This window comes from Pilimelia anulata, assembly GCF_014647895.1.
GTDB lineage: Bacteria > Actinomycetota > Actinomycetes > Mycobacteriales > Micromonosporaceae > Pilimelia > Pilimelia anulata.
The window spans coordinates 205,066-226,165 of the sequence record NZ_BMQB01000004.1 but is presented as its reverse complement, the minus strand read 5'-3'; the positions used below and the strand labels follow the sequence as shown (position 1 = coordinate 226,165).

Annotated in this window: 20 protein-coding genes, 1 tRNA gene, 1 pseudogene and 1 other annotated feature; of the genes and pseudogenes, 8 read left to right on the top strand and 14 right to left on the bottom strand. The window is 72.8% G+C overall.

Translation table 11 applies throughout. From position 1 onward, the window contains the following. Positions 1–19: 19 nt before the first annotated feature. Both bluB and IEY94_RS11240 read right to left on the bottom strand, forming a co-directional pair. The gene (gene bluB, locus IEY94_RS11245) at positions 20–658 is read right to left on the bottom strand and encodes a 5,6-dimethylbenzimidazole synthase (RefSeq protein ID WP_189170057.1); all 639 of its coding nucleotides are present in this window, start codon (positions 656–658) and stop codon (positions 20–22) included. An 82-nt stretch (positions 659–740) separates the two neighbouring features. Then, positions 741–3,173: a M28 family peptidase gene (locus IEY94_RS11240; protein ID WP_189170056.1), complete on the bottom strand. Its 2,433-nt coding sequence runs from the start codon at positions 3,171–3,173 to the stop codon at positions 741–743. Positions 3,174–3,584: 411 nt separating this feature from the next. Here IEY94_RS11240 and IEY94_RS23980 point away from each other — a divergent pair, with 411 nt between their 5' ends. The 4 genes from IEY94_RS23980 to IEY94_RS11225 all read left to right on the top strand — a co-directional run bounded on the left by IEY94_RS23980 (position 3,585) and on the right by IEY94_RS11225 (position 5,549). Then, the gene (locus IEY94_RS23980; RefSeq protein WP_268244834.1) at positions 3,585–3,713 is read left to right on the top strand and encodes a hypothetical protein; all 129 of its coding nucleotides are present in this window, start codon (positions 3,585–3,587) and stop codon (positions 3,711–3,713) included. A gap of 105 nt (positions 3,714–3,818) precedes the next feature. Beyond that, on the top strand, positions 3,819–4,133 hold the full coding sequence (locus tag IEY94_RS11235) for a putative quinol monooxygenase (protein ID WP_189170055.1): 315 nt from the start codon (positions 3,819–3,821) through the stop codon (positions 4,131–4,133). Further along, positions 4,130–5,329, top strand: a complete 1,200-nt coding sequence (locus tag IEY94_RS11230) for a helix-turn-helix domain-containing protein (protein ID WP_189170054.1) — start codon at positions 4,130–4,132, stop codon at positions 5,327–5,329. Before IEY94_RS11235 ends, IEY94_RS11230 begins: the two co-directional genes overlap by 4 nt. A 61-nt stretch (positions 5,330–5,390) precedes the next feature. Further along, positions 5,391–5,549 (top strand): hypothetical protein, encoded by a 159-nt coding sequence (locus IEY94_RS11225; RefSeq protein WP_189170053.1) that lies wholly within the window; start codon positions 5,391–5,393, stop codon positions 5,547–5,549. 68 nt (positions 5,550–5,617) lie between these two features. On the opposite strand, the gene fxsT is transcribed toward IEY94_RS11225, so the two are convergent. The 6 genes from fxsT to IEY94_RS11195 form a co-directional block, all read right to left on the bottom strand. Then, positions 5,618–9,256, bottom strand: a complete 3,639-nt coding sequence (gene fxsT / locus IEY94_RS11220; RefSeq protein ID WP_189170052.1) for an FxSxx-COOH system tetratricopeptide repeat protein — start codon at positions 9,254–9,256, stop codon at positions 5,618–5,620. Positions 9,257–9,399: 143 nt separating this feature from the next. After that, positions 9,400–9,777 (bottom strand): hypothetical protein, encoded by a 378-nt coding sequence (locus IEY94_RS11215; protein WP_189170051.1) that lies wholly within the window; start codon positions 9,775–9,777, stop codon positions 9,400–9,402. 148 nt (positions 9,778–9,925) lie between these two features. Next, positions 9,926–10,126 carry a hypothetical protein gene (locus IEY94_RS11210; RefSeq protein WP_189170050.1) on the bottom strand — a complete coding sequence of 67 codons (201 nt, stop codon included), beginning with the start codon at positions 10,124–10,126 and terminating at the stop codon, positions 9,926–9,928. 177 nt (positions 10,127–10,303) lie between these two features. Continuing rightward, on the bottom strand, positions 10,304–10,603 hold the full coding sequence (locus IEY94_RS11205) for a hypothetical protein (RefSeq protein WP_189170049.1): 300 nt from the start codon (positions 10,601–10,603) through the stop codon (positions 10,304–10,306). A gap of 163 nt (positions 10,604–10,766) precedes the next feature. Then, complete coding sequence (locus tag IEY94_RS11200) at positions 10,767–11,864, bottom strand: helix-turn-helix domain-containing protein (protein ID WP_189170048.1); 1,098 nt, start codon at positions 11,862–11,864, stop codon at positions 10,767–10,769. Positions 11,865–12,866: 1,002 nt separating this feature from the next. Then, positions 12,867–13,307, bottom strand: coding sequence for a hypothetical protein (locus IEY94_RS11195; protein WP_189170047.1), 441 nt, complete (start codon positions 13,305–13,307; stop codon positions 12,867–12,869). Between the two features lie 42 nt (positions 13,308–13,349). Here IEY94_RS11195 and IEY94_RS11190 point away from each other — a divergent pair, with 42 nt between their 5' ends. The 3 genes from IEY94_RS11190 (at position 13,350) to IEY94_RS11180 (ending at position 15,816) form a co-directional block, all read left to right on the top strand. Continuing rightward, a complete protein-coding gene (locus tag IEY94_RS11190) occupies positions 13,350–13,967 on the top strand; it encodes an HD domain-containing protein (protein ID WP_189170046.1) in 618 nt (205 codons plus the stop codon). A gap of 64 nt (positions 13,968–14,031) precedes the next feature. Further along, positions 14,032–15,126, top strand: coding sequence for a helix-turn-helix domain-containing protein (locus IEY94_RS11185; protein ID WP_229783588.1), 1,095 nt, complete (start codon positions 14,032–14,034; stop codon positions 15,124–15,126). Positions 15,127–15,321: 195 nt separating this feature from the next. Then, positions 15,322–15,816, top strand: a complete 495-nt coding sequence (locus IEY94_RS11180; RefSeq protein WP_189170044.1) for a hypothetical protein — start codon at positions 15,322–15,324, stop codon at positions 15,814–15,816. A gap of 257 nt (positions 15,817–16,073) precedes the next feature. Here IEY94_RS11180 and IEY94_RS11175 read toward each other — a convergent pair whose 3' ends face one another. From IEY94_RS11175 to IEY94_RS11165, 3 genes and pseudogenes are all read right to left on the bottom strand, one after another. Next, the gene (locus tag IEY94_RS11175; RefSeq protein ID WP_189170043.1) at positions 16,074–16,532 is read right to left on the bottom strand and encodes a hypothetical protein; all 459 of its coding nucleotides are present in this window, start codon (positions 16,530–16,532) and stop codon (positions 16,074–16,076) included. Between the two features lie 429 nt (positions 16,533–16,961). Continuing rightward, positions 16,962–17,162, bottom strand: a complete 201-nt coding sequence (locus tag IEY94_RS11170) for a hypothetical protein (RefSeq protein ID WP_189170042.1) — start codon at positions 17,160–17,162, stop codon at positions 16,962–16,964. A 38-nt stretch (positions 17,163–17,200) separates the two neighbouring features. Next, positions 17,201–18,455, bottom strand: a pseudogene (locus IEY94_RS11165) (IS3 family transposase). Then, positions 18,044–18,174 (bottom strand) — a sequence feature (AL1L pseudoknot). (Overlaps the previous pseudogene by 131 nt.) Between IEY94_RS11165 and IEY94_RS11160 the strand changes: the two are divergent. Then, the gene (locus IEY94_RS11160; protein WP_189170041.1) at positions 18,454–19,113 is read left to right on the top strand and encodes a creatininase family protein; all 660 of its coding nucleotides are present in this window, start codon (positions 18,454–18,456) and stop codon (positions 19,111–19,113) included. The pseudogene IEY94_RS11165 and the gene IEY94_RS11160 overlap by 2 nt on opposite strands. A gap of 210 nt (positions 19,114–19,323) precedes the next feature. Here IEY94_RS11160 and IEY94_RS11155 read toward each other — a convergent pair. The 3 genes from IEY94_RS11155 to IEY94_RS11145 form a co-directional block, all read right to left on the bottom strand. Beyond that, positions 19,324–19,397: transfer RNA gene (locus IEY94_RS11155), tRNA-Ala, on the bottom strand. 107 nt (positions 19,398–19,504) lie between these two features. Next, positions 19,505–20,263 (bottom strand): divisome protein SepX/GlpR, encoded by a 759-nt coding sequence (gene sepX / locus IEY94_RS11150; protein WP_189170040.1) that lies wholly within the window; start codon positions 20,261–20,263, stop codon positions 19,505–19,507. Between the two features lie 169 nt (positions 20,264–20,432). Continuing rightward, positions 20,433–21,077: a GNAT family N-acetyltransferase gene (locus IEY94_RS11145; protein ID WP_189170039.1), complete on the bottom strand. Its 645-nt coding sequence runs from the start codon at positions 21,075–21,077 to the stop codon at positions 20,433–20,435. Positions 21,078–21,100: the final 23 nt, after the last annotated feature.

Here is a 21,100-nt window from a genome sequence, read left to right as displayed (position 1 = left end):
GGATCCGGGCGGGCGGGGGTCAGGCGGACGGGCGGTTGCCCCAGCGGTCGGCGTGCAGGGCGGCGGCCAGCGGTCGGCGGCGGCGCCAGCCGTGCCGCTCCAGGTCCGGGGCGTCGGCCAGCGCCGTGACCGGCCCGAGGCAGAGCCAGGCCACCGGCCGGACGCCCGCCGGGATGCCGAGCAGCCCGGCCAGGAACTCCTCCCGGTAGAACGACACCCAGCCCACCCCGAGGCCCTCGGCCGTGGCGGCGAGCCAGAGGTTCTGGATGGCCAGGCAGACCGAGTACAGGCCGGTGTCGGCGATCGCGTGCCGGCCGAGGACCGCCGGCCCGCCCCGGTCCGGGTCGTGGGTGACCACGATCGAGAGCGTGGCCTCCCGTACGCCGTCGATCTTGATCGTCGCGAACCGGTCCGCGGCGGCGCCGGTCAGCGTCGCGGCGAAGACGGCGCGCTCGGCGGCGACGTGGGTGTGGAAGGCGGCCCGCAGGGCGGGGTCGCGGACGACGACGAAGTCCCACGGCTGGGACAGGCCGACGCTGGGGGCGGCGTGCGCGGCGGCAAGGACGCGGTCGAGGACGGCCGCGGGTACGGGGGCGCCGGTGAACTCGCGCCGGACGTCCCGGCGGCGGTGGATCACGTCGTAGAGGTCGCTGTTCATCGACGGCCACCGTACGCACGCACGAACCCGGCGGCCGCCGAGGGGGCGACCGCCGGGTGCGGTGTCGTGCTGCGGGGCGGGGTTACCGGCCTGAGACCGCCAGCTTGTAGATCGCGGTGACCTGCGCGTTGGCGGCGTGGCCCAGGATCGTGTCGTCGATGTTCTTCATCGTGTCGCACGCCTGGTGGTAGCAGGGGTCACGCGGGGCGTTGGCCTTCTTGCCCCACTTCTTGGCCTGCTCGGCGGTCAGCTTGTAGCTGGCGCCGGCGGCGACGCCGCTGGCCGGGATCCCGCCGCGGGAGAACGAGGCGTCGTCCGAGCGGTTGGCGCCCTCGGTGTTCTCCTCGGTCGGGATGTTCTTGCTGTCGTAGTAGGCCTTCAGCGCCTTGGCGGCCTCGGTGGTGATGTTGTTGATGAAGTAGCCACCATTGACCGAGGCGACCATGTCGAAGTTCAGGTACGTCTTGACCTTCGACTTGTTGGCGCCGAGCTGGTTGACGTAGAACTTGGAGCCGTTCAGGCCCTGCTCCTCGTCGGCCCACCAGCCGAACCGCAGGTGCCGGGCGAGCTTCGGCTTCTGCGCGGCCACGGTCAGCGCGGTCTCCAGGATCGTCGCCGAGCCGGAGCCGTTGTCGTTGATGCCCGGGCCCGCGGACACGCTGTCCAGGTGGGCGCCCAGCATCAGGACGTTGTTCTCGTCGCCACCCGGCCAGTCGGCGATCACGTTCGCGCCACCGGTGCAGCCCGAGGTGCAGTTCTGGATGACCACGTTGTAGCCGGCCGCCTTCAGCTTGTCGGCGACGTAGTTCTGCGACGCGACGTAGCCCGGGCGACCCGAGCGGCGGGTGCCGCCGTTCTGGTCGGCGAAGCCCTGGAAGGCCTGGAGGTGCGCCTTCACCTTGGCGGTGTCGATCGTCGGGATGTCGCTGACGCTGGGACCGCCGGGGGTCGGGGTCGCGCCGCAGGTGTCACTGCCCTTGACCGAGACCGCGTCCCAGGCCGCCTGGGTGGTCTTGCACTCGACCCCACCCGGGAACAGCTCCTTGGCCGCCGCCACCATGGCGGCGCGGGACTTGGCGTGGGTCCAGCCCGAGGTCTTGCGGGACAGGGCCGTCATGAAGATCTTGGTGGCCTTCTGGACGCCGATCCCGGTGACCGTGCTGTTGTTGCAGGTCGGGGACTTCGGCTGACCGTTGGTCGGGTTCGAGCCCTCGGCCAGCAGGTAGAACATGTGGTTCTGCGGGCCGGCGCCCTTGTGGACCTCCGGCGCCGAGCCGGTCCACATGCAGTTCGGGTCGCCCACCTTGGACGGCTCGTACATGTAGCGGATCGGGCCCTTGCCGACCAGGTTCGGCAGCTCGCCGACCTCGTAGTCCGGCTTGTCGTTCGCGTGGTTGGCGAAGTGCTCGGTGGCGTTGCCGAAGATGTCACCGGTCGACTCGTTCAGGCCGCCGGCCTCGTTGCCGCCGCCCGAGCCACCCGGGGTGTTCTGGAAGATGCCGTGGCCGTACTCGTGGCCGACCACGTCGATGTTGGTGAGCTGGCGCTTGTTGTCCTGCGAGTGGCCGAAGCTGACGTTGCTGCCGTTCCAGAAGGCGTTGACCTGGTTCAGCAGGACCTTCGCCGGGAAGCCACGGCCGTTGCCGTCGATGCCGTTGCGGCCGGTCCACTCCTTGAGCATGTCCCACTCTTTGGCGGCCGCGTACATGGCGTCGGAACAGCCGGACGGGCCGTCCATGCCGCCACCGTTGCCGAACTTGCCGCCGCTGATCGAGTAGGCGCCGCCGCTCTGGCCGCCGCAGGAGATGCCGCTGCGGGTGCTGTCGGTGACGGTGCTCGACATGCCGGGGAATTCCTGCGCGCCGTAGTAGGAGCCGTTGCCCGTGGCCGCCAGCTCGGCACCGTGCGCGCGGACCTCGTCCCACGTCCAGTTCTGGTCGACCCGGCCGGTCGCGGCGTCGATGACGACGTGGGTACGCGACGGCACGTTGCCGGCCTTGGTGCCCTCGACGACCACCTCGTAGGCGAGCTTGCCGGCGCCCTTGGCGATCACGACCAGCTCGGGCGCGGCGGCGTTGCTGACCTTGCGGAGCTGCGACTTGGCGATCCGCGTGGCGCGCTCGGCGGAGATGCCGGCGCGGTTGGACCGCAGGTTCAGCTCGGACTTCTGCGCGACCCAGGTGCTCAGCACCCGGCCCTCGCTGTTGGTGACGACGACGAAGTCGCCGCCCAGCACGCGCAGCCCCTGGTGGGTGCGCTCGTAGGCGACGTTCTCCAGGCCGGCCGACGCGACGACCGACTGCTGCTCGATCACGTCGTCCTCGGACTTGAAGAACGTGGCCGGGTCGCTGGCGATCAGCTGGTCAGCCGCGGACGCGGCGAGCAGCTTGGCCGGCGCCTTGGCCGCCGGCGCGGCCTCGCCGGCGGTCGAAGCGAAACTGGACGGGGCGGAGAGGGCGACGGCCCCGGTCACGGCGATTGCCGCTCCGGTGGCCCATACGACCTTGCGCTTCACGGGCGCTCCTTCTGGGGGGGTGGATTCCCGCCGGGTGGTCGGGGCGAGGTGCCCCACGCCGGCGGGCGACAGTGGGCTGCACGGGGCGGCGCGGTCGGGGGGACCGGCCGGCCTCGTGGAGGTTGGGGTACTGCCGCCCGGCAGCCATTGCCCGACGCCCCGCGAATGTGAGGCAACGAACACTGGCTGGCCGAGTAACTTCGGAGTAAAGGCGATCGGCACCGGGGCGTCAACCCTGTCGATAGAGAAACTTGCCAATACCTTAACGAGCACTTAAGCGCCCTACAGTACGTGCTGACCTGCGGACTCTGAGCGACGTCAATGCCGCGACGAACGCTGATTGCGCGCCGAATGTCCGGGCAATCCATACAGAAGTCGGTCAATGTAGCGCGGACCGCCTACCATTACCACATGAAGCCGTGGCATTTCTTGGCCCTGTTCCTCTGCCTGGCCCCCGCGGTCCTGACCGGGATCGGCGCCGCGTGGCTGTTCCGGCGCGGCCGCCGCCGGCCGGACCGCCCGCCCGGCCCGCCCCGCTGACCGAACCGCCACTGTGGACGAAAGATCGACCCGCACCCCCTGTCGCCGGAGGCGCCCGGGGCCGCACAATCGGGGCGGGTGTCCCGCGCGGCGGAGGAGCGTTCCATGGTCGGGTTGGTGGTCAGGTTCCGGCTCATCGACGAGCACGCCGCCCGGGCGTTCGACGCGCTGACCGCCGACGCGGTGGCCGCCATCGCCGCCCGCGAGCCCGGCACCCTGGTCTACGCCACGCACGCCGTCCGCGGCGACCCGCTGGCCCGGGTCTTCTACGAGCTGTACGCCGACGAGCCGGCGTTCGCCGCGCACGAGGAGGCGCCGCACGTGCGCGCCTTCCACGCCCGGAAGGCGCCGCTGCTGGCCGGCGAGCCCCGGGTCGAGTTCCTCACCCCCGGACCGGCGGCGCGCGACCCCCGGCCGTGAGCGCGGCCAGTGCCCGGGCGTTCGGGCGGCGGGTGGCGTTCCACCGGGAACGCCGCGGGCTGTCCCAGCGCGACCTCGCCGCCGCGGTCAACCGGTCCGAGAACTGGCTGTCCCAGGTGGAGCGCGGGGTGCGCCGGGTGGACCGGCTCACCGTGGTCCGGGCGCTGGCGCAGGCGCTCGACGTACCGCTGTCGGAGCTGGCCGCCGACACCGCCATCGGCGCCGACGCCACGCCCCGCCCGGCCGCGGCGGCCCTGCTGCGGCTGACCCTGTCGTCCAGCCTGGCGCTGACGCTGGCCGCGCACCCCGCCGCCGCCGACCGCGACCCGCGCACGCTCGAGCGGGCCGCCGAGGAGGCGTGGCGGCTGGTGCACGCCGGCCGGTACGGCGAGGCCGCCCCGATCCTGGACGCCGCGATCCGCGCGCTGGAAGCGGCGAGCCGGGTCCGCCGCGGCGCCGGCCGGCGGCGGGCGCACCGGGGCCTGGCCAGGGCGTACCACGCGGCGGCGGCGACGCTGGCCAAGCTGAACGAGCCGGCCGCGGCCTGGGTCGCCGCCGACCGGGCGATCGCCGCCGCCGAGCGCGCCGGCGACGTGCTGCTGATGGCCGAGGGCGCCTTCCGGCTGGCGCTGGTGCACCAGCTCGGCCGCCGGTACGACGAGGTCACCCGCACCGCGCGCACCGCCGCGGCCGCGCTGGCCGAGCGGGCGGCGGCGGGCGAGCCGGCGGCGCTGTCGCTGGCCGGCGCGCTGCACCTCCAGCTCGCGGTGGCCGCGGCCCGGCGGCACGACGCGACCGCGGCCTACGCGGAGCTGGCCGCGGCCCGGGACATCGCCGCCCGGCTGGGCGGGGACCGCAACGACCACCACACCGAGTTCGGGCCGACGAACGTCGCGCTGCACGCGGTCTCGGTCGCCACCGACCTGGGCGACGGCCGGACGGCGCTGCGGGCGGCCGCCGGCCTGGACGCGTCCGGGCTGTCCGCGGAGCGGCGGGCCCGGCTGCTGATCGACATCGCCCGGGCGCAGCTCCTGCGGCACCGGCCGGAGGCGGCGGTGGCGGCGCTGGCCGACGCCGCGGCGGTGGCGCCGGACCTGGTCGCGGCGCACTGGGCGGCCCGGTACCTGGTGCACGACCTGCACCGCGCCGGCTACCGCCGGGACCGGCGACTGCGGGGCATTCCGGGCGGCCCGTAGATCGGCAGCACCCGCATTATTAGTGCGGACACCGGCCGTGAAGCTGCAATAACCTGCTGTCATGCGACATCGACCGGTACGGCGACTGTGGACACCGTGGCGGATCCGGTGCCGGTGCGGCTGCCCGTGGTACCCCTGCCCCGACGCGGTGGCCGTCGTGCCGCCGGTCCGGCAGTCCCTCGGCCTCGACCTGCCCGACGAGCCCGGCGACCCGCGCTGACCCGGGCCGGCGCTGAACCCGACCGGGGCGGCAACCCCGGCGGCGCCGGCCGGGGGACCCGGCCCGGGTCAGCGGGCCGCGCGGACCCGGGCCAGGTTCACCCGCAGCGCCTCCGTCGTCGGGTGCCCCTCGCCGAACACCCGCACGCCCGCCGCGAGCGCCGCCTCGCACAGCTCGACCGCCCGGTCGAGGTTGCCGGCCGCCCAGTGCGCGTTGGCCAGGTTCTGCCGGGAGGTCAGCGTGTCCGGGTGGTCCGGGCCGAGCACCGCCTCCCGGTCGGCCAGGTTCCGCTCGTGCAGCGCCACCGCGTCGGCCAGCCGCCCCTGCGCCCGGAACGCCCCGGCCAGGTTGTTGCGCGAGTACAGCGTGTCCGGGTGCCGCTCCCCCAGCACCCGCACCCGGTCGGCCAGCGTCCGCTCGTGCAGCGCCACCGCCCGGTCCAGGTCGCCGCGCGACCAGTGCGCGTTGGCCAGGTTGTGGCTCGAGATCAACGTGTGCGGGTGGTCGGCGCCGAGGACGCGGACCTTGTCCGCGAGGTTCCGCTCGTACAGCGGCACCGCCTCCGCCAGCCGCCCCGCCGACCAGTACGCGTTGGCCAGGTTGTGCGCGCAGCCGAGCGTCTCGGGGTGGTCGGGCCCGAGCACCCGCAGGTAGTCGCGCAGGATCGCCTCGTGCTCGGCCACCGCCCGCTGCACGTCGCCCAGCGCCCAGTGCGCGTTGGCGACGTTGTTGCGCGAGCTGAGCGTGTCCGGGTGGTCGGGGCCCAGCACCCGCTCCCGGTCGGCCAGCGTCCGCTGGTGCAGCGCCAGCGCCGCGGCGGTCCGCCCCGCCGACTCGTACGCCCCGGCCAGGTTGTGCCGGGAGTACAGCGTGTCCGGGTGGTCGGTGCCGAGCACCCGCTCCCGGTCGGCCAGCACCTGCTCGTACAGGGCGATGGCCCGGTCCACCCGCCCCGCCGAGCCGTACGCCCCGGCCAGGTTGCTGCGCGAGTACAGCGTGTCCGGGTGGTCCTCGCCGAGCACCCGCACCCGGTCGGCCAGCACCCGCTCGTGCAGCGCGATCCCCTTCGCGAGCTGGCCGATCGACCAGTACGCGTTGGCCAGGTTGTGCCGGGAGATCAGCGTGTCCGGGTGGTCCGGGCCGAGTACCCGCTCCCGGTCGGCGACCGTCCGCTCGTACAGCGCCGTCGCCGGCTCCACCCGCCCGATCGACCAGTACGCGTTGGCCAGGTTGTGCCGGGACAGCAGCGTGTCCGGGTGGTCCGGGCCCAGCACCCGCTCCCGGTCGGCCAGCGTCGCCTCGTACAGCGCGGTGGCCTGGTCCACCCGCCCCGCCGACTGGTACGCCCCCGCCAGGTTGTTCCGCGAGATCAGCGTGTGCGCGTGGTCCCCGCCGAGCAGCCGCACCCGGTCGGCGAGGTTCCGCTCGTACAGCGTGATCGCCCGGTCGAGCTGCCCCACCGCCCAGTGCGCGTTGGCCAGGTTGTGCCGGGCGATCATCGTGTCCGGGTCGTCCGGCCCGCGGGTCCGGGTCAGGTCGGCCAGCAGCCGCTCCCCGGCCACGATGCCGAGGTACGGGTGGTGCACCTCGTTCAGGCAGTACAGCAGCCGACCGCGCGTGCGCAGCACGTCGTCGGCCGCGGCGCCGCCCTCGGCGTGCCGCCACAGGTGCTCGGCGTGCGGCACCAGCTCGGCGATCACCTCCCGCCGCGCCCACAGCTCCGGCCCCTCGCCGGCGGCCGCCCGGTTGACCATCGCGTCGGCCACGACGACGACCACGTCGCGGCGGCGGGCGTGCGCGGCGGCGCCCCGCAGCACCCGCTGGACCACCCGGTGCACGATCACCCGCTGCCCGTCCTCGCTGACGGCGGCCAGCGACCGCGCGGCGAGCGCGGCCACGGCGACGTCGACGGCCCCGCGCGGGTCGGCGCCGGCCTCCGGCAACTCGTACAGGATCGGGTAGGAGACGCCCGCCGGGGCCAGCACGGCGAGCACGTCGAGCAGCCGCCGCGGCAGCGCCGCCCCGCCGCCCCGGTCGGGGCCGCCGCGGTCGGGGCCGCCCGGATCGAGGTCGTCGAGGGTGAGCAGGATGGCCTTGGCGGTGGACCGCCGGTACGGGTCGGCCGGGTCGTGCGGCAGCACGTCGTCGGCGCCGAACGCGTCCAGCCGCCCGAGGTAGTCGCCGTACCCCCGGAACCGCCGGCTGACCCCGATCACCGCCCCGGCCTGGGCCAGCGCCAGCGGCAGGCAGCCCAGCTCGTCGGCCACCGCCGCGGCGCCGGCGTCGTCGATCAGCCCGGTCCGCCGGTGCAGGAACGCCACCGCCTGCGCGTGGCTGAACAGCCCCACGTCGACCTGCTCCCCCAGCGCCCGCCAGTCGGTGTGCGTGGTGGTGACGACGGCGTGCACGTCCCCCGTCGCCGGCAGCCAGGCCCGCACCACCTCGACGTCGACGGCGTTGTCGAACACCAGCAGGCACGGCCCGGCGTGGTCGCGCAGCCACCGCAGCGCCGCCCGCGCGGCGGCCAGGTCGCCGTCGGCGTGCGGCACCCCGACCTCGTCGGCGAGCGCCGCGAATCCGAGGACCACCCCGTCGGCGGACTCGGCGTCCAGCCAGAGCACGACGGGCCAGCCCTCCTCGTACCGGCGGCGGGCGTACGCGGCGGCGACCTGCGTCTTCCCGACACCCCGCTGGCCGCTGAGCACGGACACGGTGACCCCGCGGCGGCGTGGCTGGTCGAGGTGGTGCGGCCCGCCGTGGCCGGGCGGGTCGGTCGCGCTGCGGGTCGGCGGGTGGGTCGCGCTGTGGCCCGGCCCGGCGGTGGTGGGCGGGTTCGGTACGGCGGCCGGGTTCGGTACACCGGGCGGGTTCGGTTGGGTGGGCGGGTTCGCTCCGGCGGGCGGATTCGGTCCGGCGGGCGGGTTCGGTCCGCGTGGCCGGTCGGGGTCGCGCGGCCGGTCGGGGTCGAGGTGGGCGGGCGTGCCGCGGCCCGGGGCGGCGGGGATGGCCGGGTTCGGTGCGGCGGGGTCGCGGTGGGTGGCCAGGCGGGTCAGGACCTCGTCCCGGCCCTGGAAGGCGACCGCGGCGAGCGGGACGGTACCGACGACGAGCGGGTGGGCCGGCGCTCCCGCGGCGGGCTGCGGTCCGGTGTGGAGGTGGGTGTCGGGGTGGCCGCCGGTGAACACCGCGCCGCCGAACGACCCGCCCGCCGGCGCCCCACCGGGGTGCGGTCCGCCGGCGTACGGCGCGTTGGCGTACGGCCCGCTGGCGTGTGGTCCGGCCGAGCCGGTTGGTTCGTGGGTGGCCGTGCCGGGGGTGCCGTGGTGGGTCGGCGCGCTCCCGTGGGCCGGCGGCCCGCCCGGGGCGTGGGGCGGTCCGCCCGGCGCGTACGGCGGCCCGCCCGGGCCGTGGGGTGGCGGGTGGGTGCCGGCGGTGTTGCGCGGGAACGCGGGGTGGCCGGGGCCGCCGCCGTACGGCCCCGGGTACGGGCCCCCGCCGCCGTGGCGGCCGCCGCCGTGGTCGGGCGGGTCCCCGCGCTGCGCCCACCAGACCAGCGGCGCGCACAGGACCGTGATCGCGGCGGTGGCGACGCCGATCGCGGACTGCGTGTCGAGCTGGGCCTTGGCGTCGCCGTACCACCAGGCACCGGCGAAGACGCCGACCCCGCTCCCGGCGGCGACCAGCCACCGCCGCACCTGCTCGCGCACCTCATCACCCCACCGTGGACTCCCCGGGCCCAACGACACGCCCACCTTCCGGTGATGGGCGGCCATTCGTCCACTGTGGCCATCGTGCCACCAGAACGGCGGTTGTGCGGATTCACCTCACCGCACGGCAAGTCGCCGTACCGTCACGCCGGGAACCGCACCCGCACCCCGTGCGCCGCACACGCCCGGACGACGGCGGCCTCGGCCCGCTCGGCCGCCGCCCGGTCCACGAGCGGGCTGGCCCCGCCGTACGCCCTGCCGGCGGCCCGCAGGTCCGTGTGCCGCGAGGTGGCCAGCCCGGGGGCGAGCCAGTCGATGCGGATCAGCGTCCCCGCCGACCAGTGCCGGGTCAGCGCCATCCGCCGGCAGGTCTCGACCCCGCCGTCCGGCGGGGTGGGCGGCGAGGTGACGATCCCCGGCAGCGGCTGGACCGTCGGTGCCGGCCGGGCGACCGGCGGCGCGTCGCCGGAGCAGGAGCCGAGCAGGAGGGCGAGCGGGACGGCGGCGGCGAACAAGCGCATTGGACACTCCCCGTGGTCGGCGCGTGACCGTTCCATCCGAACAGACGGGGAGTGGCGCGCGCTTGGCCCGATCGACGCAGATCCGCGATCGTTGGCTCGCTGCCGGGCGGGGCCCCGCCGATGGTCCGGTCGATGTACCGCACCGGGGTCAGTCGTCAGTGGGTGGGAGGCGGCGTTCGAGGATGGCGGATTCGAGGCGGAGCGCGCAGCCGAGGATCAGCAGGAAACCCGCGAGGGGGAGAATCGCCGCCGGGGTGGGGACGTCGAGCGCCAGAAGGCCGAAGATGCCGAACGCGGCGACGAGGGCGAGCGTTCCGGCAACCCGGACCGATGCGGCGCGCGAATCCATTGCTGTACTCCCGTCGGTCGGACCGAGCGATACCCCGGCTGACCGTCGAGTGTGCACCTACTGTGCCACCGACGACTCTCGTCGTTCGTCGTGGATCAATCGGTACGCCATTCGACACATTGACGGTGATCCGTTTGTTCGGGGTCGACGTGCGGGGCCGATGTTCGCCGGCGGGTGCTACTGGCCGAACCGGGCGTCGTGCAGCCAACCCCGCGCCTCCGGGTCGTCCGCTGCCGCGGACCGCAGGCGCGGCATGTCCGCTCGGATTTCGGCCGAGCGCGCCACCGCCGCATCCCAGCGGGCGGTCGCGACCGCGAGCTGCTCGGTCAGGTGGGCGATGGCCTCGCCGGCGGCGGCCTGGTCGCGTTCGGCGTCGGCGAGGGCGCGACGGGCGCTGTCCAGCCGCCCGAGCGGCGACGCCGCCACCGCCTCCGTCCGCGCGACGGCCTCGGGGGTGTCCTTGCGCGGTCGCGTCATCGCAGTGTCGCCCACGGTCCGGGGTGAGGACTGGCGTGCCGACGGAGCGCGTCCAACTCGACCGACCGGTACCCCGCGGGCACCGTGCAGATGACATCGCGGACCGCCAAGCCGATCACCCGCACATCATGGCGTATGCCGGCAACCACCCCGAGTGCGTGCGTCACCCCTTCGTGCACCCGGCCGGCAGCGGCCAATGCCCGGCTGCGGTAGAGCTCGACCTCGGCCAGCCAGGTCGGCCGGTCGGCCAGCTCGGCGACGGCGACGTCGCAAGCGCGCATGGCGTCCGGTTCGCCGCCGGCGCGGCATTCCAGGAAGCGCTCAAGAACGCGGTCCGGGCTCCGCCACCGTGGCCGTCGAGCCGACCGGCCAGGTCGGCCATCGCCGCCACGGCCCGCCGCCCGGCGCGGAGGTCACCGGTCAGCGCGTGCACCTGCACCCGGGCGGCATGGGCCTCGACCCCACCGGACGTGGGCCGCGCGGTCAGGGCCAGCGCCGTCGCGGCGGTGTCGAGCGTTCGGGTGACCGTCCACCCCTCGTACAGACCACGCGCCGCGGCCCGGCCGCGGGTGTAGGCGCGCGTGTCGAGGCATCCGGAACGGTCGGCCAGTGCTGTCGCCGATCGGTACCAGTGGTGGGCCGCGCCGAGCTGACCCTGGTTGCCCAGCCACAGGCCGTACAACTGGCCGATCCGCGCGCCCGCGCGAATCCGATCGGCGGTCGGCGGCTGGTTGCGCAGCACCGCCAGTGCTGCCAGCAGCGCGGTCCCGTAGGCGGGCGAGGGGTCCGTCACCAGTTGGGCGGTGTACACGGCCGTGGCCGCCTCCCAGTCCTCGGCAGCACCCGCGACGCCGAGCAGACCGTGCCGGAGCAGGTCGGCAAGAGTGTAGGTGCCGTCGAGCGCACCCGCTCCGGCGGCGGCGCTCACCGCGGCGAGGATCGCCCTGCGTCGCACTCCGTCGTCCTCCGTCCCCTCGGCCGCCAACCAGATCAGCAGCCCGCCGGCTCCGAGCGCCCGGTCGAGCGCGGCGGCCGTGTCCGCCCTGGCCCGGCGCCGGCCGTGCTCCAGATTGCTGATCTGCCCCCGGCTGATCTGCGACCGCGCGGCGAGCTGGTCGAGGGTGAGGCCGCGGCGTGCCGCAGTTGACGAACAGTTGCCCCGAATCCACCGTTCATGCCCTGCAACGCTCGTCCCGATGATCGATCCGCGCGAGCACTGTGCCCCGTTTGAATACGACCGAATTTCGCGCTGACTGTCCACAACAGTACGGAGTCGGCTGTCTGGTCGGTAGGGCCGCCGAGGCCGGCGACACCGTCGCGCCGACCTCGGCGGTTCCCATCGACCGACCGGGGGTGGATCACCGTGCAGCACTGTCCGCGCCACCTGTGGTGGGTCCCGTGGCGCCGAATCGGCACGTACGGGTGCCGGTGGTACCCCTGTCCCGACGCCGCCCCACCGCAGTGGCCGCCGGGGCGGCGCTCGCTGGGCTTGGAGTGGGACGCCGACACGAGGCGGGAGTGGCGTTGAGCGAGGCTCGGATGACCCGGGCTTGCGCGCCGGTGGGCGGCATGGCCGCACTGCACGCCCACTGCATCGGCTACCTGCCACCCCGCCCCGAGGCGCGGTACGTGGAGTGCGCGTGCCCGTGCCACGACGGACGCCCGCGCAACCGGCTCGCGCAGGACCGCGTGATCCGGTACCGAGAGCGCTCGCCGCGCGGATGGACGCCCTGACGCTCTCGATTGAGCACATGACATTCCACGTCTTGGATACGCGCTGAATACCGCGACATCTGTCCACATCGGTCGAGGCGCTTCAGGCTGATCGGTAGAGCCGCCGGGTCGGTGCTCCCCCATCGTCGCCGACCCGGTGCGCTCTGCTCGGGATATGGCAGCCGACCAACGGGGAGAGAATCGCAATGAGCCGAATCGGCGCGGTCGGACGCTCAAGCGTCATGTCCTCGGTACCTGTACGGGGAGACGCAGGCGTGTCGGCAATGAGCAATGCCGAATGGCGGCGATACGCCGAAGCACAGATCGGTGCCGCCGACGCGATCCTGGCCGGTCACCTGCCGGCCGGCGGGGGTTGCTGCTCTTGCGGCCGCCCGCTGCCCTGTAGTCATGCCGACACGACCCGGTCCCGGCGCCGGCACTACGAAATCCGGCTCTGCTGGCTCGATGCCGGCACGTCACCCGATCACCACGAAGGAGACCGGCCATGACGACGTAGAGCGGCTGCAACCACGGGTCGCCTCTTCGCCCGTCAGGCGTTCGCCAGTACCTCGGTCGAGAACACCCGACGGATCGCGGCGAGAACATCGGCGGGAGGGAAGCGGTCCCCGGCGGCGTCCTCGCACGCGGCCAGCGCTCGCTCGACGCGCCGCGGACCGGCGGCACGGAGGACGGCGATCACCCAGGCTTCCAGGTCGATCACGTCCTCCGGCAGGTCCAACGCGTCGCGCGGCGCCGCCACGTCATCCAGCATCGGAGTGGGCAGGTCCGCGCTGGCATAGGGAGCCGGCGGCACGCCGGCCCGAAACGGATGCACGCGGACAGGTTGGCCCTGCGGCCCGAGCCGGTAACCCACGCCGACGTCGTACGGATAGTCCCGGCCCGGCCGCTCGACCACGTCGAACTCGCCGAGCCCGAGTACCTGCGCCGGGCACACCGTGCAGGTCGCGTCCTGCATGGACAGCCGATCCATCGGCAGAGGATAGCCCCGCACCGAGATCGACAGGAGCACCCGATGTATCGGCTCACCCGTCCGGACGTCTCGCCGTTGATTCGCACGGCGGCGGAGTTGTCGCGCGAGTGGTGCGCCGGCCACGTCATCGACGGGGCACCGGCGTATCGGCACGCCGCCGCTGTCGCGTTGAAGCTGGAACAGCACATGAACGCGAGCGATGAACTCGTGGCCGCCGCCCTGCTCCACGACGCACCGTGTCTCGCACCGGTCGATGTCGATCTGGATGCTGTGCTCACCCGACGGTTCGGTGCCGAGGTCACGCGCATTGTCCGCGCCCTGGAAACCGAGCACATTCGGATGGAAGCGGCGACGACCCCGGCTCCACTCTGCGGTGACCTGCCGGTTCTCCACGCCAGCGCCGCCGACAAGATCATTTCAGTCGGCGGGGTCGTTCGCCGCGCTCTCGCGGCTGACCACAAGCCGACGTACTGGGCTACCAGGAAAGCCTTCGTCCGACGCATTCCCTACTTCAGGGCGTTCGGGGCGATGGCCGCCGCGCACCTGCCGTCCCGGATGGCGCGGGAACTCCACCACGTCGTCAGCCGGGCGCATGCGATGGCGAGGCGAAACCGCGAGCCCGGTTCGGCGGCATGTGGCGTGGATCCCAACCCACGATGATGTACTGGCTGAACGGTGGATCCGCCGCGCACAATCGCGCCGAGGCCGTGATCGGGAGGTACCGGTGAGCGCTGTGCAGGGCAGTCGGCTGCGCGAGGCGCGCCAGGCCGCCGGGGTCACCCTCACCGCGATGGCAGCGGCCACCTGCTATTCCAAGGGCTACTTGAGTAACATCGAACTCGGCCGACGGCCCGTCCCGCCCGAGGTACTACTGGCGTACGAGCGGGAGCTGGCTGACATGGACAGACGATCGGTACTCACGGGACTCGCGGCGACGGCCCTTGCGCCCGCGGCGGTCGGCGAGTTGCTGCACCGCGGCTTCACGGCGGCGCTCGGCAAGCGCCCCGACACCGAGAGGTGGCTGGATCGCACGGCCACCTACGGCACCCGGTACATGCAGCTCGGCGCCGCCGAAATGCAGACCGCCCTCGCCGGCGACCTGGTGGTCCTGCAACAGCAGCTCGAACAGCCCCAACTGTGGGCGGTCGCCGCCCGGCTCATGACGGTGTACGGCAAGACGCTGCCCAGCAACACCGGCGGCGCCGGCGCGATCCGCTGGTACCGCATCGCGTCCGTCCTGGCCGACCGCTCCGGCGACGACGCCACCCGCGTCTGGGTCCGCGGCCGTACGGCGCTGGCTCTGGCGTACGAGGGCGCGTCGCTCTCCGTCGCCCGCGATCTCGCCGACGCGGCGCTGGCGATCGACGACAGGGCGACCCTCGGGCGCCTGAACGCGCTGGTCGCGTCCGCTCACATCGCCGGGTGGCGCGGCGACGGCGCGGCGGCGCGGCGGCTGCTGGACGACGCTCGGCGGGTCTTCGATGTCGCGGGCAGCGCGGAGCAGATCAGCGACTTCGCCGTGCCGGCCTGGCGGTTCAGTACCTTCGCGTCCATGCTGCTGTCGCGGCTCGGGGACCCGACCGCCGAACGGGAGCAGGGGGCGGCGGACGCGCAGCGCCCGGCCACCCTGCCGCGGTTCGCCACGCACATCGAGTTGCATCGGGCGCTGATGCTGGCCAGGGCCGGCGACCGGGCCGGTGGGCGGGCATACGCCCGGACGGCGCTCGATCGGCTGCCGGTGGAGAAGCGATCGCTGTCGCTGCGGTTGATGGCCGCCGAAATCGACCGGGTTGCGGGCGCCGCGCCGCGCACGAACTGAGTGACCGCGGTAACCGCTCACCTCGTCACCTGAGCATTACTCCGACTGCCAGCAGAAGGTCACCAGGGGCAAGCTGGACGAGACCTGCCGGGAGAACGGGAATTCAGCTAGGAATAAGGCGTCGGTAGAGCGATCGGGTCGTCGCCCAATGCTGCTCGTCCTGCTGTCGAACAGCACCCCCACGGAAGGAACGGCATGAGAACCGGAGTCACCCGCTACCTCTCTTCCACTGCGGCGGCCCTCCTTCTGGCCGCTACAGGGTGCGACTCCCCGGGGCATCAGACCTCCCCCTCGGCAGCAACTCGACCTCCCACCGCAACCAGCCAGCCCGTACCGTCCGCGGCTGCCAGCGAGTTCCCTGAACTGAGAATCCCGGACGGCATCAACCTCGTCGTTCCGGTCACGCATGGCACGGCGGCCGTGGACACCCCGCGATTCACCGTCGCGGAGATGAAGTACACCCTCTACGTCGCCTGTACGGGGAGCGGCAAGCTGTCGGTCGACAACTTGGATACCAAGGCATTTCCGTGTGACGGTGTGGTCGATCGCCACCGGGTGACGACCGAGGACAAGACCCACGTGGTGACGATCAGGCCACGCGGTTCCGTCCGCTGGTCCGTCGCCGTCGGGGACGGCGACGACTTCGACGTCGTCACGCCCGCCCCGAGCGACGAAGAGGTGCCGTCATAGCGCTGGGGCGATCCAGCACGTTCCGCCTGTCGACCGCGAGTCACCCACCCAGCGCGGCTGAGCTTCGCCGCTGCCGCAGCGGAGAACCGGGCTCAACCCGCGCGGGGTTGAGCCCGGTTTCGCCACCTTGCGCCTTCTCCGGTGGGGAGGACATGATCGCGGACGCGTCCGCACGACATCAACACGCGCATGGCCGCCAACGGCATACGCCCTCGAATCGCCTACTTATTGCCGGGCGCCCGGGCGGGGACTGTCGGCTAACCCCGTCGACCGCCCTGCCCATTCCCGCGGAGCTGCGCGGCCAGCCTCTGCGATTCGCGCGCCCGTGCCTGCGCCGCCAACACGGCCGCCGTGTTGCCGTCGGCACCGGCAGCCGCGGCCTTGTCCTTGGCCTCTCCCTCGGCGTCGACACCCGCATCGATGACCTGCTGGATCTCGGCGTTGCTGAGCCCGCCCTGCTCGATCGCGTTCTGCACGAGCTGGGCGGCGCGCCTGTTGGCCGCGTCAACCTGGTCGTCGTTGAACTTGAGCTGCGAAATACGCTTGCCGCCGCCACCACCGCCGCCGCCGCGGGAATTCACTTCGGCCGCCGACGACACGTTGGTCAGCGTGAGCATCCCGCCGAGCAGCGCGACCGCCCCGGCGAGGGCAATCAACCGCTTGCGGCGGCGTGTCCCTCCCGCCGTCTGTGATCGCTCGGCGAAGTAGCCACCCATGGTATTCCTCCCATCCCGCTACCCACCGTCCCGACCCGAACCGGTCGGCGGGGTACGCCTGTCGTAACGGGAGATACGCGCGCCCGGCTGGATCGGATTACCGCCATCGGCTATTGCCCATAGCCGGGCGACCGGACCGGGCCGACCATCCGGACCGATTCCGGCATGTCCACCCGGACGAGGCGAGTCCGCCGCCTGAGGGACCGCCACGAGTCCCCCGCCCGCAATGCCTCGCCGACGAGTACGCCCTGTGGTGGATCGTCATCAAGAACACCGATTCACCCCAGCTCAGAGATTTCTCGACATCTACCCCTGCCTGCGGACCGCAGAGAATGTGTTCGGCCACGACCCCGACGTGGACATCTCCGAGGACGGCCGCTGCTGGAGCGGGTGCGCGACGCCATCGGCATCGGCTGAGCGACGTCACGGTCAGGCGATAGCGTCGATGACCTGATCGGCGCAGTGCCAGGCGGTGGTCCACTTGCCGGGAAGTGCGACGATCAGGTTCGCGGCCGGGGACCAGCCCGCGAGCGGGCCACGGAGGTCCATGACGACGGCTGACGGGTCGGCCCCTATTTTGCCTGGCTCGCACACGGTGCCCCAGCGCAGGCTGAGGCTTTCGGCGCGCATGCCGCGCTGAACCGTCCCGGGGCGGCCGGAGAGTTGGTTTAGGCCGCGGCGGGTATCCGGGTGGCCGGCTGGTGAGAATGGTAGCGGTGTTCGAACTCGGCGGGTGGGGTGTAGCCGGTCGCGGAGTGCAGGCGGGTGGTGTTGTACCAGTGCACTCAGGCGGCGGTTTCGCGTTCGACGTCGGCCCGGCCGGTCCAGGACCGGTGGTGGTTGTCGATCAGTTCGGTCTTGTACAGGCCGATCGTGGATTCCATCAGCGCGTTATCCAGGGCGTCACCGACGCTGCCGATGGAGCCGGCGATCCCGGCTTCGCGTAGCGCGTCGGTGAAGGCCAGCGGTACGTATTGACTGCCCGCATCGCTGTGATGGACCAGCCCGGTGGGAGTGAACGCCATGCTGTGGCGGCGTCTGGTGAACACGGCTTGTTCTAGCATCGAGGTCACCAGCGGTGCCGCCTTCGAGGCCGATACCCGCCAGCCGAGAATCCGGCGGGAGTACACGTCGGTCAACAGAGCGACGTAGACGAACCCGGCCAGCGTCCACACGTAGGTGAAGTCGGCCACCCACAACTGGTCCGGGGCGGTGGGGCCGCCCCAGTTGCGGGCGACCAGGTCCGGATGCCGCGCCGCCGTGCGGTCGCTGTCGGTGGTGCGGATCCGGTGTCGGCCCCGCACGGCGCCGCGGATCCCGGCGATGCGCATCAACCTGCCGACCGCGTCACGGCCGATCTGGTGGCCGGCGCGGCGCATCGCATGCCACAACTTACGCACCCCGTACACGCGCCGGTTGGCCACGAACAGGTCCACCAGGGTGTTCACCAAGTACGCCTCGGCCATAGCGACCGCCGTGACCGGCTGAGCGCGGTGGGCGTAGTAGGTGGACGGCGCGATCGAGCAGCCATGCTCGGTGAGCACGGCGCAGATCGGCTCACGCCGAACCGACGGCGATGCCGGTCGATGAACGACACGATCACTTGAGTCGGCGGTCGAGCTCCGCCCGGGCGAAAAACGCCGACGCCGTCTTCAAAATCTCGTTAGCTCGTTCCAACTCCACGACCCGACGGCGCAGGGCCTTGACCTCGGCATCCATCTCGCTCGGGATCCCGGGTCGCATGCCGGTGTCGACCTCGTCACGCTCGATCCAGTTGCGCAGCGTCGCCGGGTTGATCCCCAGCAGCGCGCCGACCTGACGACGGGCCTCGACCTTCGAGTCCCCGTTCTCCCGAATCCGATCTTGATACAAGCGGACCGCACGCGCACGGGTCTCATCATCAAACTTCCGACCAGCGGGCATGACAGCAGTCTCCTTGCTACATCACACCCTCCGAAAGACCCAGGGCGGTTCATTAACGATCTCCTGCTCGCACGAACACGCCGCGTGGCCCGGAACCGTGAGCATCAGCCACCGCACGCTAAGCGCGTTGATCAGCGACATCACCGACTCACTCCGGCGAGCTGGAATCCACAAACTCGCACTGGTCAACGGCCACGGCGGCAACTACGTCCTGTCCAACATCGTGCAGGAAAGCAACATCACCCAGCCGGCATTGACCCTGTTCCCCAACCGCGACGATTGGCACGCCGCCCGCGCCGCTTCCGGGCTGACCTCCACCCCACACGACGACATGCACGGAGGGGAGTTGGAGGTCTCGATCCTTCGTCACGTCGTCCCAGAGCTGGTCCCACGCTCCGTGGACGGTGACGATCACCTCAGCGGTGAACGCACCCTCCTCCTGGTCCACGGCATGGCGGCATATACCAAGTCCGGGATCATCGGACAACCGTCACTGGCAACGGCGGAAAAAGATGAAGCACTTCTCGCCAGCCTGGTCCACAGCTTTGGCGTCCACCTCGATGGCCTCCGCAGCCCCGGCGCTCGGTCGACCATTCCCACTGAGCCGGATCCGAAGCGGGCTCCATCGAGCCGCGGTGAAATGTTCACAGCCGACTAGGATCGACTGGGCCATCTCCCGGTAGACCTGGAGATCCTCGAAGCCGTGTGGCCGAAGAAGAACCGCCGTCGCAACATCATCAGCGAAGTCCTACCCACTGCCGCGAAGCAGCGGCAGGCATTCGGCCCGCATGGCCGTCCGAGCTGACTTGTGCTGTAGCTGTACTACGCGATCTGACCGTGAGCTTTCCTGGAGCAACCGCTATATGGGTGGAGCTGAGGGGATTTGAACCCCTGACCCCCTCGATGCGAACGAGGTGCGCTACCGGTCTGCGCCACAGCCCCTGGAACAACGGCGAAAGCCTACCAACCGACCGGGGTCCCCCCACAACCGGTATCGCCTCCCCCACGACCCACCACCGGTGGACCGCCAACCACCCTAACAAACCCCCTCACCCCAGCCGCCCGCCCGGCCCGCCGGCCCGGTACGCCCGTCCCCGCACCCCGCGGTCCGCCTCCCGTCGCCGGTACGACACCGTCTCCCCCACCGCCGCCGGCAGCTCCGGCGCCTCGACGCCCAGCAGGCTGCGGCGCATCGCCTCGCGCTGGGCCGCCGCGAGGCGGGCCGCGGCGCGGCGCTCGGCGGCGCGGCGGTCCTGTTCGCGGCGGACCTCGGCCTGGCGGGCGGCGAGCCACTGCGCCTCCCGGGCGAGCAGGCGCCGGCGGCGGCGTTCGCGCAGGGTGCGGTTGCGGAGGTGGACCAGGTACAGCAGCAGCGCCACCAGCGTGCCGGCCAGGCCGACGCCGAAGCCGGGGCCGACCAGCAGGACGCCGGCGGTCTCGGCGAGGTTGAGCAGGACCAGGGCGAGCAGGACGCGGCGGCGGCGGTGGATCGCGCGGGCGGGCGGGGCGAGCCGGCGGCGGCGGTGGGTGACCCGGGAGACGACGCTCAGGCGCGGGCGGCGCGGCGGGGGCGTCGATCCCCCCGACGGGTGATCGGGCGTGTCCATCAGCCACCGGGGAGGGTTGATCGGGCGGCGGCCGGGCACGGTGCGGGGACGGCGGTGGCGATCCAGCACCCGCGCCGTCGACAGCGCCCGCTCCGCGACCAGGCGCTCCGTCGCGTCGTACCGGCGTACCAGGGCCGGGGCGAGCGCGAGCAGGCCGGCGGCGGCGAGGACGGCGAGGAGCACCGAGGTCGGCACCCTCACCCCTTCCCATCGACTCGTATCGTCCGCCGGGCGCGACCCGCGGGAGGCGGGGGCGGCGCGTCGGCGAATCACCCGTCAGGTGCGAGGTTACGGGCGGATTTGACCCCATGGACGGACGCCACGCGGAGTGACGTGCGATCAATTGATCTCGAACATCGTCCGGGGTGTGTTATCGGCGCTCCCGCGCGCGCTGCCAGCGGGCCAGCAGGCCGCCCTCCGGTTCGACGTCCTCCATGGTCAGCGCGTAGCCGACGTGGTCGCGCCAGGCGCCGTCGATGTGCAGGTACCGGGGGTGGTGGGCCTCCTCGCGGAAGCCGAGCTTCTCGACGACCCGGCGGCTGGGGGTGTTCTCGGGGCGGATGTTGACCTCGACCCGGTGCAGGCCGCCGGGGCCGAACGCGTGGTCGACCGCCAGGGCGAGCGCCGTCGGCATGACGCCGCGGCCGGCGACGCGGTGGTCGACCCAGTAGCCGGCGAACGCCGAGCAGAACGCCCGGCGGACGATGTTGCCGAGGTTGAGGTGGCCGACGTACCGCTCGGTGCCGTCCTCGCGGACGCAGATGGCGAAGGTCATCGCCTCGCCGCGGTACCCGGCGCGGCGCTGGGCGGCGTGGATGCGGCGGAAGCCGGCCGGGGAGTTCGCCCGCCCCCAGGACTCCGGCGGGGTGGGCTCCCAGGGGGACAGCCACGCCTCGTTGGCGAGCCGCTGCGCGGACCAGGCGGGGGCATCGCTGCGCTGGTACGGGCGCAGCACGACCCCGCCGGCGCCGAGCACGGCGGGCCAGCCGGGTACGGGTCGACGGACGATCACCATTCCCTGTCCAACGCCGCACCAAC

Bases quoted from the DNA above. Each gene is read 5' to 3' on its own strand.
- IEY94_RS11175 (WP_189170043.1), bottom strand. From the start codon at position 16,532: ATGGGTGGCTACTTCGCCGAGCGATCACAGACGGCGGGAGGGACACGC.
- IEY94_RS11180 (WP_189170044.1), top strand. From the start codon at position 15,322: ATGAGAACCGGAGTCACCCGCTACCTCTCTTCCACTGCGGCGGCCCTC.
- IEY94_RS11205 (WP_189170049.1), bottom strand. From the start codon at position 10,603: ATGACGCGACCGCGCAAGGACACCCCCGAGGCCGTCGCGCGGACGGAG.
- IEY94_RS11190 (WP_189170046.1), top strand. From the start codon at position 13,350: ATGTATCGGCTCACCCGTCCGGACGTCTCGCCGTTGATTCGCACGGCG.
- IEY94_RS11210 (WP_189170050.1), bottom strand. From the start codon at position 10,126: ATGGATTCGCGCGCCGCATCGGTCCGGGTTGCCGGAACGCTCGCCCTC.
- IEY94_RS11145 (WP_189170039.1), bottom strand. From the start codon at position 21,077: ATGGTGATCGTCCGTCGACCCGTACCCGGCTGGCCCGCCGTGCTCGGC.
- IEY94_RS23980 (WP_268244834.1), top strand. From the start codon at position 3,585: ATGAAGCCGTGGCATTTCTTGGCCCTGTTCCTCTGCCTGGCCCCCGCG.
- IEY94_RS11160 (WP_189170041.1), top strand. From the start codon at position 18,454: ATGACAGCAGTCTCCTTGCTACATCACACCCTCCGAAAGACCCAGGGC.
- IEY94_RS11225 (WP_189170053.1), top strand. From the start codon at position 5,391: ATGCGACATCGACCGGTACGGCGACTGTGGACACCGTGGCGGATCCGG.
- IEY94_RS11215 (WP_189170051.1), bottom strand. From the start codon at position 9,777: ATGCGCTTGTTCGCCGCCGCCGTCCCGCTCGCCCTCCTGCTCGGCTCC.
- IEY94_RS11235 (WP_189170055.1), top strand. From the start codon at position 3,819: ATGGTCGGGTTGGTGGTCAGGTTCCGGCTCATCGACGAGCACGCCGCC.
- IEY94_RS11195 (WP_189170047.1), bottom strand. From the start codon at position 13,307: ATGGATCGGCTGTCCATGCAGGACGCGACCTGCACGGTGTGCCCGGCG.
- bluB (WP_189170057.1), bottom strand. From the start codon at position 658: ATGAACAGCGACCTCTACGACGTGATCCACCGCCGCCGGGACGTCCGG.
- IEY94_RS11170 (WP_189170042.1), bottom strand. From the start codon at position 17,162: ATGCGCGCCGAAAGCCTCAGCCTGCGCTGGGGCACCGTGTGCGAGCCA.